Here is a 13,295-nt window from a genome sequence, read left to right on the forward strand (position 1 = left end):
TTACTGATTCCACAATAAAGGTGCAAATTTATGAGTTTAAGGAGCTGAAATGGAGCTTATTGGCGAAAATAAAGCATTTGGGGGCCAGCATTTGCGCTATACCCACAAAGCTGAAACCACACAATGCGATATGACTTTCGCAATCTTCCTTCCCCCGTTTGCCTCGAAAGAGAAGCCGGTGCCGGTGTTATATTGGTTATCGGGTCTAACTTGTACCGACCAAAATTTCATGCAGAAAGCCGGTGCAATGAAACTTGCGGCGGAACTAGGTATGGCCATTGTTGCGCCTGATACATCGCCCCGTGGTGAAGGGGTGCCAGACGATGAAGAAGGGTCTTATGACTTCGGTTTAGGTGCAGGCTTTTATGTGGACGCCACACAAGCACCGTGGGATAAACACTACAACATGTATAGCTACATTGTTGATGAACTGCCAGCGCTTATCGAAAGCGAATTTCCTGTGACTAAAGAGCGGGCGATTAGCGGACATTCTATGGGCGGGCACGGTGCGCTTGTTATCGGCATGCGTAATCCCAATAAGTTCGTATCGGTATCGGCGTTTAGCCCTATTTCGAATCCCTCAGATTGTCCTTGGGGCGAAAAAGCACTCGGTGGATATTTAGGGAGTGACAAAGCATCATGGAAGGAGTTCGATGCAGCGCTATTGTTAGCAAGCAAAACCCATAGCGTTCCTCTACTTGTCGAGCAGGGTACAAAAGATGAGTTCTTGCACGAGCAGCTGAAGCCTCAATCGCTTGTGCACGCTGCTCAGCAATCAGATACGCAGCTTACGCTGAATATGCATGAAGGTTACGACCACAGTTATTTCTTCATTGCATCCTTTATCGAAGAGCACTTAGAGTTCCATGCAGGCCATATGGGCTTAATTTAAGCGTATTTATTTAAGCCAAGAAAGTGCATCAAGCAGCCAGAAGACATGCTGGCTGCTTGTATCGTTTTAGTCAAAAGGCCTAAGGTTACGTTAACTTATGCGCCTGAGAGATGAACTCATCAATCGCAACGGGTTGCTGATACAAATATCCTTGGCCGTATGCGCATTGGTGATTCTTTAGAAACTGCTGTTGTTGTGGCGTTTCAATGCCTTCAGCAATAATTTTGATATTTAAATTACTCGCAAGCCCGAGAATCGCCTGAACGATAGCTTGGTCGTCGGTATTTTTCTCAAGCTCACTCACAAAAGAACGGTCAATCTTAAGCTCATCAATCGGCAATTTTTTCAAATAAACGAGCGAGCTGAAACCCGTACCGAAATCGTCAATCGATACAGTAATTCCCATAGCTCTGAGCTCGTTAAGCAAAACAGATACTGTGTTTAGGCTATCAACGAATACGCTCTCCGTTAATTCGATAGATAAGTTCGAGCCTTGTAGTTGATGGTCATCCAGTGCGTTTTTAATTTGATTAAGCAGTGTTAAATCTGATACTTGGCGACCTGATATATTAATTGCCAATCGAATGTTTAAGTTAGCTGCTTTTAACGCTTCAATAGCATTACAGGCTTCATTAATTAGCCATTCGCCAAAGGGGAAAATGAGTTCACTTTTCTCTGCCAAAGGAATAAATATTTCTGGCGAGATAAATTTATTTTCAGGCGTTATCCACCTTGCAAGCGCTTCACACTTTACGACTTTTCCAGAAGAGAGATCGACGATGGGCTGTAAAAAGAGTTTAAGCTCGCTATTTTTAATGGCGTTGCGAAGCTCTGTTTCAAGCTCATGAATGTCATGATGCTGCCTTTGTAGTTCTTCACTGTATGCAAGGACGACGTTTCTGCCCTGATATTTAGCGGCTTGAAGTGCAATATCTGAACATTGCAGCAGCGTTTCTGATGAACAGCAGTCCTGTGGAAAACTCGCCTCACCAATATTAACACCTAGGTTGGTCTCGTTGCCGTTAAGCACGGTGTAGGTCTGGGTGAGTTTGGTTAAAAGCTGTTTAACATACTCGGCAGTACTGACTTCTTTAAAAGTATCAATGCGTTTTACCAGGGCAAACTCGTTACTGCCGATTCTCGCAATAAATCCGCTGTTGCCAACGAAGGTTTGTAGCCGTAAGGCAAAAGACTTTAAAATTTCATCCCCAGATTGATAGCTCAGCGCCTCATTAATCTTTTTGAAGTCGCAAATGTCAATGATAAACAACTTAAAAGGGGTTTCTTCCTGTATCAGCCGCCTGATCGTGCTGGTAAACGAATTGCGGTTCGCAACTTTTGTTAGCGAATCCATGCCGCTGGCGGTAAGCACGTTCTGCTCTTTACTGTGTATGTGCGTGATATCAGTAAATAGGTATACCCAGTGGGTGAGCTCACCGCCTTGTAGCACCGGATGAATGGTAACTTGAAGCCAGACTTTATAATCGTCTACTGGTTGCCAATATATTTCACCTTGCCATGGTGCTTTGCGCTGTACTAACGCTGGTAGAAAAGTAGATGGCGCATCGATGTCTTTTATCAGCTCGCTGATACGAAGAGAACTTGGTGTAGTGCTATTACAGAGCAGAAGCCGATGTGATGCTTTGTTGTCTAAAATTAACGCGCCCTCATTATCTAAAATAACAACGCCCGTTTCTAGATTATGTATAGCTTGCTGTATGGGGGGGACTAGCTTTTGTAATCGAGTGTTTTTGCGCAATACATTGTTCAACTTGTGCCTAATGTACTCATGCTGCCCTACAATTTCATGGTGGTTTAACAGTAGTTCACGAGCCGCTTGCAACGTTTGTCGTTTTTCATCAAATTGCTCTTCAACGTTTTTCAGCACGAGGTAGCGAGAGCCTGAGCCGCTATTTATAGCCAAGGCTTCAAGACGCAAAACCTGATGTTCGCTTTGTTCTGTCCAAAAGCCCGAAGATAGCGTAAACGAGGTGTTACCTTTCCAAACCTCATCAGCGTCAGTAAAAAAGTCATATAAATAGATAGAGGAGATATGTTTCTTGTGCAGTTTGTTGTTATCGTCGAGCGAAACAACGTCAGCTAACCATGGAATTTCGGGTGTTAAACACGCAATGTCGGTTTCAGAGTTGAACTTAAACAACGCGCAGTTAGTGATGCCCAACGCATTCAGTAAATGGATATCCATGGCATTCTCCTACCAAAACGCAATCGTGTTGAATAATTTTTCTACATTTTCACCGGTTTTCGCACTTGTTTTGGTAAGTGATGCAAACCTCTGCGCGTAATTATCCAATTCCTCCTCACTCCAATGCCAACTGGTAGGAAGGTCAGTTTTATTAACCACGAAAAAGGCGGGAATGTCTGGGTAATGTTCTCGCGCAAGGTCGAGAATTTCTATACCCTCAAGTAAAGATTGAGAGCGAGTTTGATCAACAACGATAATATAAGCGCTGGCTCCGCGAAGGTAGCGGGGATTAAAGCCACAGTATCTATCGATACCCTCTAAGTCCCAAAGGAGAAGCTGAACACCTCGTCCTTCTTTATTGACTTGTTTTTTGTCTATTTTTACGCCAATAGTTGTCTTGTATTTTTCGGAAAAAATACCTTCAACAAACTGCTTTACTAGACTTGTTTTACCAACACCAGTGGGCCCTAAAATACAAACTTTTTTCTGTATCACCGCAAAGCTTCCTTACTATTGCTCACTGGATATTAAAACATTTAACATAACTGAACGCCCCATTGATGCATTCTGCAACGGCAGCTCCCCTAAGCTTACAGGTATAAGGATATCACTTTCTACACCAAGTGAAATTAATGAACTCACAACATTATCTGCTCGTTTTTTGCTAAGGGTGCGATTGCGTGCGGTCGAGCCTGAGTTGTCACTGGCACCCATCACGACAATACTCACAACAGTATTTGTCTTGTCTGCGAGCGTTAATAATCGCTTTATGTCGTTCGCCAGTGCTTCTAATTTTGCTAACTGTACTTCAGAAAGCGCCTCTTGGTTAGTAGCAAAAAGTACACTTTGTGAAGAAACCTTGTTAACGAGTCGATTTAACGATGCTTTTTGGAGCGCAGCATCATCAACGTTATAAGCCGGTTTTACGTTTAGGGCAGTAGTGTCTACGGAAACTGCCGATATACCTGGGATTGCACTTATCTGCTGAGTAAGGTCTATCGCGGTTGTATTAAACACAGTTCCTGATATCAAGAATCTGCGGTTTTCCTCTTTTTCTATAGTTATACTTTCAAGCTCGTTGAGCGGGTATTGGTTCACGAGCGTTTCAAGTTTACGCTCTACCACACTTGGTTTTAAAGAGACAAAGGGCTCTTCAATTACCGTGACCTTTTCTGCATCGATTCCATTGTCGCTGAACCATTGATCAACGCTGGTGGAAATAGGGTCGCGCAGTACTTTTGTATGTACAATGCCATTTGATATATAGGTATCGGTGACAATGATACCAGGGGGAGGCGTAAGCTCGTGCAGCTCGCTCTTCAAAATACTTAGCGATAGTCGCATGAAAGAAAGTATCGCTAAGGCGATGAAGATTACCATTAGCACGACAGCGCCTATCATGCGTTTCGATCTTTTACCTTCACTTTCTTTCCTTTCACTGATCAAGCAATCCGCAAGAATAGTTTCGCATCCCTCAAAAGGAGCATTGTCGCCTTCATAATGAATTAAAGGTTGTTGGTAAAACTGATGAAATTCCTCCAGAGCCTGCTGAAGTTTACCCCGTACTTCAGGCGGAATACTTCCAGTAACTGCAGCAACCAGCAGTGCTTGCGGACCAATTTTAATCAGTAGTGTAAAGTCTTCTGTTTTTATCTCGCCTAGCTCGTTTTCAGATTCGGTAGCTGTTACGCCAAACGCATCTGCAACGAAGTCATTGATGGCGACAAGCATCGAAGAAATGAGATCTGCATCTTTTTCTTTTTCCGGATCGGACGAGATACTGTGAAGTAAAGTGCCGGTTTCACGGTGAATGACGAGCAGCTGTTGAACTTGATACTGATAGATTTGCGACGCGACATATTCCGAGTATTTAACGCCAGACTGCCAGGCTTTGAAGCGCCACGAGATACTTTTGGGACTGAAGCTATTTTCGATTAATGCGTTGGTTCGCTCAATAAACTCCACTAGAAACGAAGAAACGGCTTTTCTTACAAGCGTACCGACTAACGGATAAAGCGTGCCCACGATTTTTTCGCTATTGGCTTCTATAGACCGGTGCAGCGACTTTTCAACAAGGGGAACTAAAACCTTGTTAACCGAACCATCTTTTGTTTCTCGATCAAACAGTGCTTCGGAGACGACATTAGTCACGATGCCTTTGGCATCGTGCTTTAGCTTCTCTTGAACGAACTTGTCATCCCGCCCAATAAGAAGCTCTCTGATTTTCTCAAGAGAGTTGTCTGGCAATCCAGACGGCGGCGCCTTGTCACTCATCAATTAATGGTCGGTAGCAAGGTTGGTTGCCATGGTTGAAAGTAAGTTCGCCAGTGTTTTCCTGTCGGTTTTACTCTCTGAAAGCTCGCTGGTAACTTGCTGTAGCTTTTCTAACAACTCTTGATGGCGCTTGCTGAACAGGTTGTCGAGTGATTCCAACTCTTTCACCACATGTGCTTCTAGCGCGTCGTTGTCGTTTTTAGCAGCTGTTTCGGCTATTTCCAATTCACTTTGTAGCTTATCTGTAGTGTGCTGCAACTGCTCTTGCACGTTACTGTGATTGTCATTGGCACTGGCTAACTGGTTTGAAAGTTCGGTGATCTGCTGGTCGATAAGCTTACGTATATCGTTGAACTGGTCATCAAGGTGTGCGTTTAGTTTAGTAAAGCTGTCGTTCACTCGTGACTCTAGAGCAGAAAGATCTGCGCGAAAAGCACGGTTTGTTTGACCGAATAATATTTCTCTAAGTTGTGCAAGCTCATCAGCGGGTTGAGGAGCGCTCTGTGTTGCGTTAACGTCTTGCGCTTGCTGGTCCTTCGGCTTCTTGTCCGCCATAAAATGTCTCCGGAAGGTGCAGTACGCTTACTATTAGTAGTAAATAGCCTGCGATCACATTTTTGTCTGTGCTAATAATTTTAGGTTTCTCTTTATACAATAGCCGCTAATCACTTACTTTGAAATAAGCTAAAAGCATAATAGTGGCAAATATCTACAAAAACTCTTACACAAAAAAGCGCCATCTTTTCAGTAAGTTGAATGAGCTATAAATACTTTCTTAAGTAACATGCGATTTGAACTGTTTTTTAAGACGGAAATAGGCCTATCAAATAATGGCAAGCGACATTGTTTTTTTATTGAACATAGGTACTCTACGCCGCTCGCGTCTACGCGAGGTTTATAAGTAATAATTGTGTCTGAGGCTCCTGTCGTGTCTATCACTCCAACAAATCGTAAGTTCTCTGTCGCTCCAATGTTGGATAGTCACGCCTAATTTTAAAACGCCTTGATATATATGGGGATTTCGGTAAAAAGTGACACTCGTTGTATTCCTATTGCGTTCCTCAGTTTAAGGATGTTGACGGAAATATCCAGAAACAACTGATGGGTTTATCCTCCATTTAGCCTATCTTTTATAATTTCGATGAGTATGTTGGTTTCGTCATAATCTGCGACAGTGTACTTTGTTATATCAACCTTCATGCGCTCCAAGACGCTATTGTTGTTTAGCAAAGCCTGCGTTATGTAGGTCATAGTTTTCTCCTTCGCAATGGCCGCGATTTCGTCCGCTAACAACATTGCAGTGGCATTCATAATGTCGTAATCCTGAGCATCCATGTAACCTTGGTCGTAAAGCGCATCTGTTACAGGAGGAATTTTGCTGTAGTGTTTTATGACATAATAGATATCAATGGCGTCTTTTCCCTGATACTCACGACCTCGTTCAGTCCAGGCGATAAGTTTTAGCAATAAGATGCCTGCCGTAGATGCTACTTTTACACTAAGTTCAGGACTTTTTGACAGAGTAACATCCCACGCGTTTTGATAGACTTCATCGAACCCTAGCACGCTCATGACTATATCTTGTTTTGGCGGCCAAGCGATCTGGCCGTGATCATCGCTGACCCCACCAAATGGAATCAAGTCGATTTCCCAAGGCAAGCCGTCACTGTCAGTCGTGTTTAGTTGATGTGCTTTCTTCGAGTGCGGTGTAAATCCCGCTGCTATCAGTGCAGTTCGTAGCACTTCGTAATGCTCCCAATTCTGCACTTCGATACCAAAGTCCACATCTTTCGTACCGCGCTCGATAGCAGCGTTGTAGCCGTGAACCAAGATAATATCCCGTGCAGTAGCCCCTACAATTAGCAACGGAACACTTAGCTCTGCGGCAATACCGTGGATTTGACCATATACCTCGACAAGCCCTTTGGGCAGTTTTTCGGATACATCAAGCGAGATGGTCATGGTAGATCCTTTTTGCGGTTTCAAGATTGCGAGGGTCATCGCTGTTGAGTAGTTCAGCATAGACTAGCAATGGCGCGACATAGCCAGGTAACTCACCCCTAATTTTTTCGATTCCTACAGGCGGCTCTATAATTTTCAGTATATTAACGTCTGTCTCTTCAGCACGTAGTCGGCGTAGCCTGAAAGTTTTTAATAGGGCTTTATGTGCTTCAGTATCAGCATACACCTGGTATGTTTTGGGGGTAAGGTAATGGGTATAGGCATCGGCGGCGACCTCTCCGCCCCAGAGTGCTCCGTACTTATCTAGTGGTGCGTTACGAAGCTGCTCAATATTCTGAGGAACATATAGCTTTTGCTCCAGTTTTGCTTCCATGTTGTGTGGATAAGCGTCCAGCCACCGCGTTAGAAGCAGATCTTTTTCGTTGAGGACGAATCCCTTTTTCCCTTTTTCGAGAATAAATGTGAGCTGCTTAAGGTCATCTAAAACTTGTTTTACCGTGCCTAAAGCAATTTCAGCTTGCTCCGCAAGTACCCGCATTGGCTGATTAACAAGCTCAGGCTTCAATAACAACATCATGACCAGTTTCATGCCTTTAGGTTGGAATGCCTTTCCTGTTAGCTTTCGCGCGCGTTGTATTTGATGCTCTTGAGGTGGTTTCTTGCCTCTAATATCGATATAAAAGGGAGGTATGTTGAGGTACGCGTTACCTGCTAGATCGAGATAATCGATTTGCAACTCCTGGCAAAGCTCGGCAATGTTCTCATTGATATAGGTTGTGACTATAAGTGTTTTTTTGTTGTTAAAAACTATTTTTTCTAGTTGAAGCTTGTGTAGCCTGTGGCGAGTAAGCCTCTCCTTTTCTTCCACACACCAAGTATGTTTCTGGTTTCCGTGAGTGATCGTCAGCTGTCCGTCAGTTTTCTCAGCATTTCGGGCATTGTGATGCGTATAAGTGACATTTAGCTTGGTATTCGCGGCTAATAGTTTCGCAGCTTCAGCTAGTAAGTTATCCATTTGTTCATTTATATCTTATGTTCACTATTATTGAACGGTACGAAAAAATGAACAATATTGCAACTTTTGTTCATTATTCTTAAGCGTTCACTTTTTATGAACTTTAACTTTTAATGAACAAGAAGACATTCATGTCTAACACTTTTTTTAGGGGAGAAACGGGGCCGCTTCAACAACGGGTTACTGTGTACAGTGCATCCCAAGTTTTGGCTTCTCTTATCCTGTCGTTGATTCACCTAGTAATATCGATACATGTATTAGAATTGCCGTCGCCATGTTGAAGCCTCATTGGCTTTGTAATTCTCATACTCGACTATCAACTCACCAAAAGATACTTCTTTATATCCTGCAACCAAACTTGTCTCATCAGCCTCTAGTTGCGTTATCAGTCCGCGCGCCCACTTCCGTGCCGATGTGCGTGAAGTGAACGTTTTGGACTTGGAGAAAACTATCTTGCCTTTGTTTTTCTGTTTTACAGAAGTAGAATATACGGTTCGTTCTCCGCGAAGCCGCTTGTTGATTGAGTAAAACGCCATATTTTTGTATTCCTATTGTGTTCCTGAAAGGGAAAAATCGACGGAATACCACGGAAATGTCACTAATTTTGAAATCGGTAAAAATGCGATGAGATTTACTTTTTCACATATTAATCAAGGTTTTAATGTCTATGTCTGACATCTCTTTCAACCGCAAATTTTCAGTCGCCCCAATGCTGGATTGGACAGACCGCCACTGTCGCTACTTTTTACGATTAATGTCTAAGCACACGCTGCTTTATACTGAAATGGTCACTACAGGCGCGATCATTTACGGGAAAGGTGATTATCTTGGTTACAACCAAGAAGAACATCCTGTGGCAGTTCAACTAGGCGGCAGCGATCCCGCTGACATGGCTAAGTGTGCTGAGTTATCTCAAGCGCGCGGCTACGATGAAGTCAATATAAACGTAGGCTGTCCAAGTGATAGAGTAAAAAACGGCAGCTTTGGTGCCTGTTTGATGGCGCAACCTGAAGTGGTAGCTAGCTGCGTTAAGGCTATGCAGGCTGCCGTAGATATCCCCGTAACGGTAAAATGCCGTATCGGTATTGACGACATGGATGAAGATGAAGACTTTGCTCGTTTCATCGATATAGTGTCAGACGCTGGGTGTGACACCTTTATCGTTCATGCAAGAAAAGCCTGGTTACAAGGTCTAAGCCCAAAAGAAAACCGTGAAATACCGCCTTTGAATTACCCTCGGGTCCACAGACTAAAACAGGCGCGCCCTGAATTATCAATTAGCATTAACGGTGGTATAAAAACGCTCGCTGAAACCCAGCAACAGCTAGAAAGCGTTGACGGTGTTATGGTAGGGCGTGAGGTTTATGCAAACCCCTATATCATGTCTACCGTTGATAAAGATATATTTGGTGATGCTAATGCACAGAGTCTGTCACGTCGTGAAATAGTACTTCAGATGCAGCAATACATTGAGCGCCAAGACGACCCGTATTTTAAACCTTGGCATGCAGCTCGCCACATTCTAGGCCTTTATCAAGGGCAAGCGGGTGGTCGAATTTGGCGAAGATACTTAAGCCAGAATGGCACAGGTAAAAATCCAGATCCTAATCTACTTCTCAATGCTTTAGATGCCGTAGAGAGCGCACAAAAAGAAGTGGCTGAATACAATAGTCAAAAAGACTAACAACTTAGTACTTTTGACCAAAGTTTAATATTTGTTCAATTTTCACCAAGGCTCGCATTTTTGCGGGCCTTTCTTTAAGTTCTTAAAAATCAGCTGCTTAAGTTGTATTTAAGGAGTTGGCATACCTCTCGCAATCCTCTAAGTATCGCGACGACAACGTGTTGTTGCACTGACTAAATCTAGAGGGATAACATGAAAACTTCACTAATCGCAGCAACTTTACTGACAGCAAGCATGACAAGCGGTGTAGCAAATGCAGAAGAGTCAGTGCTTCAAACATTTTTGACGCATGTAGTTTCAAATGCAGTAACTACAACTACACAAGAGATAAAGTCTGATGTATACCAAGCAGTGGCCAACGCTACTTACCATTTTGAGTTGAGCCCTCAAGAGGTACGTGGAAGCGGTAAAGTTAGTGTTACCGACTTAGCCGTCACGGAAGCGGACAACCAAGACACTGATAAAGACGCTGATTAATGTTCAATCAGCATTGATAAAAGCGCCTACGGGCGCTTTTTTGTGTCTATTCAACAGTGAAATAAGTTTATTAGGGAAAGACATAAATGCCATGAAATCGGAAGTGGTCAATTTAACAACAGGGTTGGTTAAATACACTAATTTATCGTAACTTAACTTAGAAGTAAAAAGCAGTTTTAAGCTAAATTCTTAATAAATTCTATACATATCAATAGTATAAATAAATGGCATAGTCATTGTAATACTAAAAGTGTTGAGGAGAACTCAGTCAGCGGCAGCTAGCAGTGTGTAAAAGAGAATAAATGCTGGAAGCCACAACACTATTTTTAACGGAGAAAGAATCATGGGTATGTTTTCACGCATTAACGATATTGTTCAAGCAAACATCAACGCGATGTTGGATAAAGCTGAAGATCCTGAAAAAATCATTCGTTTGATTATTCAAGAAATGGAAGAAACCCTGGTTGAGGTTAGCACCGACGCGGCGCGCTTTATTGCTCAGCAAAAAACACTAGCGCGTCATATGGAAGCAGCAAACAAACAAGTTGATAGTTGGCAGCATAAAGCACAAATTGCAATGAACAACGACAAAGAGTCTTTGGCAAAAGCGGCGCTAATAGAGAAGCAGAAGTATGTTTCGAAACTTGACTCTCTTAAAGAGCAAGAAGCGCAACTAGCTGAAAGTATCGAAAAAATTCAAGGCGATACTGCAAGGTTGAACAGTAAATTAGCAGAAGCCAAAGCTAAGCAAAAAACCTTAGTTCAGCGCAAGAATTCAGCGCAAACACGCTTGAAGGTGAAGCAGGCTGACCACGAAGGCAAAATTGACGATGCAATGATGCGTTTTGAAAGCTATGAACAGCGTATTGACCATCTTGAAGCGCAAGTGGATGCATATGACTTAACGAAGTCTAATGAAGCAACGTCATTACAAGCTGAGTTCGACGCAATGGAAGCAGACGAAGCGATTGAAAAGGAACTGGCAGAACTTAAGAAGAAAAAGGTTGCGTAAGCGACCTTGGGTGCCGCCAACTTATATTGTAGATATCGAAGAAACATTTTGGAGAAAATGATGAAAGTACCATCACAGAAGCGAATTTATAGAGACCTTGATTCTGGCATTATTTCAGGTGTGTGTGCAGGTGTTGCACGTTATTTTGATATCGATGCAGTATGGGTAAGAGCGGCAGCGGTAGCGGGTTTATTTATCGCAACCCCCATCACGCTAGTAGCTTACGTGGCAGCCGTTATCCTATTACCGAGATTAGTGTAATGAAAAACTTTTTAATTGCGTTAGTCATCGCCATTATTTTGGTGAACTGTTTGGGAAGCCTTGTAGATAGCTGGCTCGGCATGCACCTTGTTATGTCTGACGAGTTGCTAAGTCCTTGGGAAAACGTGGCAGTGCTTTCGTTAATTGGTGTTGCCCTTGCCATAGTGGGCTTTGTTGTTGCCATAAGCGTTATGGGTACAATTCTTTTAGCTTTAGGTGCGGGCTTTTTGGCTTTGCTGGTGTTGGGTGTCAGTGCTTTCTGGCCAATTATACTAATTGGTATCGCGCTATATGCTCTGAAAAATCGTAAATCTGCTGCTTATAGGCAACAAAATGACGTAAACATGCGCCATACTTTATAATTAACATAAATAAATTTAAATTGTGTTAACGTAGTAAAAGGTGGTGTTATACCGGTAACCGTCATAAAGGTTTCGCATTTTTCACGTAATATTAGTTGTTTCAAATAGCTGACCACCGTCGGCTATTTGTTATTTAAAAGGAAGGTTGGTGTTTATATGAGACAATCTATTAACTCAAAACAGATAGCGATTGTCGCTGTGGTGATTTTTTTACTGTTCTGGTTAATCGGGTGGTATTGGAGTTTATCTCCAGACACGTATGATGTTAGAAAACGTTTGGAACAGAACTCACCCGTTGAGAACCCTACCAATATAGCGGGTTACACATTGACCACTACTATGATCGATGTGTCAGAAACTTTGCTAGATAAGCCTGGTGGTTACCTTTCAAATGATGTCATTCCTCCTGGTGTCTTTTTAGATAACATGCCTGCGTGGGAGTTTGGTGCACTGGAAATGGTGCGTGATCTGGCTCTTTCTATGCGTAAAGATTTCAGCCGTTCTCAATCTCAATCAATTGAAAACCCTTACCTGACAAAAGCCCACCCTAAATTCAATATGGATCATAAAAGCTGGGCATTGCCTTCGTCTGAATCCAGCTATGCTGAAGGTATAGAGCTTCTTAAAAAATATCGAGACGAGTTGGCAAACACACGCAATTCAGACAGTCAGTTCTACACCCGTGCAGATAATTTGCGCGAATGGCTGAAACAGGTAGAAAAACGATTAGGTAGCTATTCGCAAAGACTCAGTGCCAGCGTAGGATCTGCGAGAGTTAATACAGATTTAGCTGGTGACGCTAACGCAAAGCAATCTACGCCTAGCAGCAACCAGCGAGTTGTACAGACAAGCTGGTGGAAGTTAGATGATAATTTTTATGAAGCGCGCGGTGCAACATGGGCTTTACTACACTTTCTAAAAGCCGTAGAAATTGAATTTAACGATGTGCTTGAAGATAAGAATGCCCTAGTGAGTCTTCAGCAAATCATTCGCGAACTGGAAGCAACACAACAGTCTGTTTACAGTCCGATGATTTTAAACGGTGGCGGCTTTGGTATGTTAGCTAATCACTCTTTAGTTATGGCTAACTATATTTCTCGTGCAAACGCTGCTTTAATTGAAATATCAGAACTTCTTAATCAAGGATAAT

At 42.8% G+C, this 13,295-nt stretch carries 13 protein-coding genes; 7 read left to right on the forward strand and 6 right to left on the reverse strand.

The features are described 5' to 3' along the window. The first annotated feature begins 49 nt into the window (after window positions 1-49). Window positions 50-892, forward strand: coding sequence for an S-formylglutathione hydrolase (gene fghA / locus V7R55_RS16325; RefSeq protein ID WP_334060332.1), 843 nt, complete (start codon window positions 50-52; stop codon window positions 890-892). A gap of 85 nt (window positions 893-977) precedes the next feature. Here the strand turns inward: fghA and V7R55_RS16330 are convergent, their stop codons facing one another. The 6 genes from V7R55_RS16330 to V7R55_RS16355 form a co-directional block, all read right to left on the reverse strand. Further along, the gene (locus V7R55_RS16330) at window positions 978-3,098 is read right to left on the reverse strand and encodes a sensor domain-containing protein (protein ID WP_334060333.1); all 2,121 of its coding nucleotides are present in this window, start codon (window positions 3,096-3,098) and stop codon (window positions 978-980) included. A 9-nt stretch (window positions 3,099-3,107) separates the two neighbouring features. Further along, a complete protein-coding gene (locus V7R55_RS16335; RefSeq protein WP_334060334.1) occupies window positions 3,108-3,593 on the reverse strand; it encodes a Rab family GTPase in 486 nt (161 codons plus the stop codon). Window positions 3,594-3,608: 15 nt separating this feature from the next. Next, window positions 3,609-5,372, reverse strand: a complete 1,764-nt coding sequence (locus V7R55_RS16340) for an OmpA family protein (protein WP_334060335.1) — start codon at window positions 5,370-5,372, stop codon at window positions 3,609-3,611. Between the two features lie 3 nt (window positions 5,373-5,375). Further along, a complete protein-coding gene (locus V7R55_RS16345; RefSeq protein WP_334060336.1) occupies window positions 5,376-5,927 on the reverse strand; it encodes a hypothetical protein in 552 nt (183 codons plus the stop codon). 552 nt (window positions 5,928-6,479) lie between these two features. Then, a complete protein-coding gene (locus tag V7R55_RS16350; RefSeq protein ID WP_334060337.1) occupies window positions 6,480-7,334 on the reverse strand; it encodes a nucleotidyl transferase AbiEii/AbiGii toxin family protein in 855 nt (284 codons plus the stop codon). Beyond that, the gene (locus tag V7R55_RS16355) at window positions 7,318-8,349 is read right to left on the reverse strand and encodes a type IV toxin-antitoxin system AbiEi family antitoxin (RefSeq protein WP_334060338.1); all 1,032 of its coding nucleotides are present in this window, start codon (window positions 8,347-8,349) and stop codon (window positions 7,318-7,320) included. The genes V7R55_RS16350 and V7R55_RS16355 overlap by 17 nt, the downstream gene beginning before the upstream one ends. Window positions 8,350-9,010: 661 nt before the next feature. Here V7R55_RS16355 and dusA point away from each other — a divergent pair. The 6 genes from dusA (at window position 9,011) to V7R55_RS16385 (ending at window position 13,294) form a co-directional block, all read left to right on the forward strand. Continuing rightward, window positions 9,011-10,033 carry a tRNA dihydrouridine(20/20a) synthase DusA gene (gene dusA / locus V7R55_RS16360; protein ID WP_438823602.1) on the forward strand — a complete coding sequence of 341 codons (1,023 nt, stop codon included), beginning with the start codon at window positions 9,011-9,013 and terminating at the stop codon, window positions 10,031-10,033. 192 nt (window positions 10,034-10,225) lie between these two features. Beyond that, window positions 10,226-10,510: a hypothetical protein gene (locus V7R55_RS16365; protein WP_334060340.1), complete on the forward strand. Its 285-nt coding sequence runs from the start codon at window positions 10,226-10,228 to the stop codon at window positions 10,508-10,510. Window positions 10,511-10,853: 343 nt separating this feature from the next. Next, complete coding sequence (gene pspA / locus V7R55_RS16370; protein WP_334060341.1) at window positions 10,854-11,522, forward strand: phage shock protein PspA; 669 nt, start codon at window positions 10,854-10,856, stop codon at window positions 11,520-11,522. 60 nt (window positions 11,523-11,582) lie between these two features. Continuing rightward, the gene (locus tag V7R55_RS16375; RefSeq protein ID WP_025254029.1) at window positions 11,583-11,783 is read left to right on the forward strand and encodes a PspC domain-containing protein; all 201 of its coding nucleotides are present in this window, start codon (window positions 11,583-11,585) and stop codon (window positions 11,781-11,783) included. Continuing rightward, complete coding sequence (locus V7R55_RS16380; protein WP_334060342.1) at window positions 11,783-12,145, forward strand: hypothetical protein; 363 nt, start codon at window positions 11,783-11,785, stop codon at window positions 12,143-12,145. The genes V7R55_RS16375 and V7R55_RS16380 overlap by 1 nt, the downstream gene beginning before the upstream one ends. A gap of 156 nt (window positions 12,146-12,301) precedes the next feature. After that, window positions 12,302-13,294, forward strand: a complete 993-nt coding sequence (locus V7R55_RS16385) for a DUF2333 family protein (protein WP_334060343.1) — start codon at window positions 12,302-12,304, stop codon at window positions 13,292-13,294. Window position 13,295: the final 1 nt, after the last annotated feature.

Source organism: Alteromonas sp. S005 (assembly GCF_036864475.1).
Classification (GTDB): domain Bacteria; phylum Pseudomonadota; class Gammaproteobacteria; order Enterobacterales; family Alteromonadaceae; genus Alteromonas.

Coding starts and splice junctions, on each gene's coding strand:
- fghA (WP_334060332.1), top strand. CDS start 50: ATGGAGCTTATTGGCGAAAATAAAGCATTTGGGGGCCAGCATTTGCGC.
- V7R55_RS16330 (WP_334060333.1), bottom strand. CDS start 3,098: ATGGATATCCATTTACTGAATGCGTTGGGCATCACTAACTGCGCGTTG.
- V7R55_RS16340 (WP_334060335.1), bottom strand. CDS start 5,372: ATGAGTGACAAGGCGCCGCCGTCTGGATTGCCAGACAACTCTCTTGAG.
- V7R55_RS16345 (WP_334060336.1), bottom strand. CDS start 5,927: ATGGCGGACAAGAAGCCGAAGGACCAGCAAGCGCAAGACGTTAACGCA.
- V7R55_RS16350 (WP_334060337.1), bottom strand. CDS start 7,334: ATGACCATCTCGCTTGATGTATCCGAAAAACTGCCCAAAGGGCTTGTC.
- V7R55_RS16355 (WP_334060338.1), bottom strand. CDS start 8,349: ATGGATAACTTACTAGCTGAAGCTGCGAAACTATTAGCCGCGAATACC.
- dusA (WP_438823602.1), top strand. CDS start 9,011: ATGTCTATGTCTGACATCTCTTTCAACCGCAAATTTTCAGTCGCCCCA.
- V7R55_RS16365 (WP_334060340.1), top strand. CDS start 10,226: ATGAAAACTTCACTAATCGCAGCAACTTTACTGACAGCAAGCATGACA.
- pspA (WP_334060341.1), top strand. CDS start 10,854: ATGGGTATGTTTTCACGCATTAACGATATTGTTCAAGCAAACATCAAC.
- V7R55_RS16375 (WP_025254029.1), top strand. CDS start 11,583: ATGAAAGTACCATCACAGAAGCGAATTTATAGAGACCTTGATTCTGGC.
- V7R55_RS16380 (WP_334060342.1), top strand. CDS start 11,783: ATGAAAAACTTTTTAATTGCGTTAGTCATCGCCATTATTTTGGTGAAC.
- V7R55_RS16385 (WP_334060343.1), top strand. CDS start 12,302: ATGAGACAATCTATTAACTCAAAACAGATAGCGATTGTCGCTGTGGTG.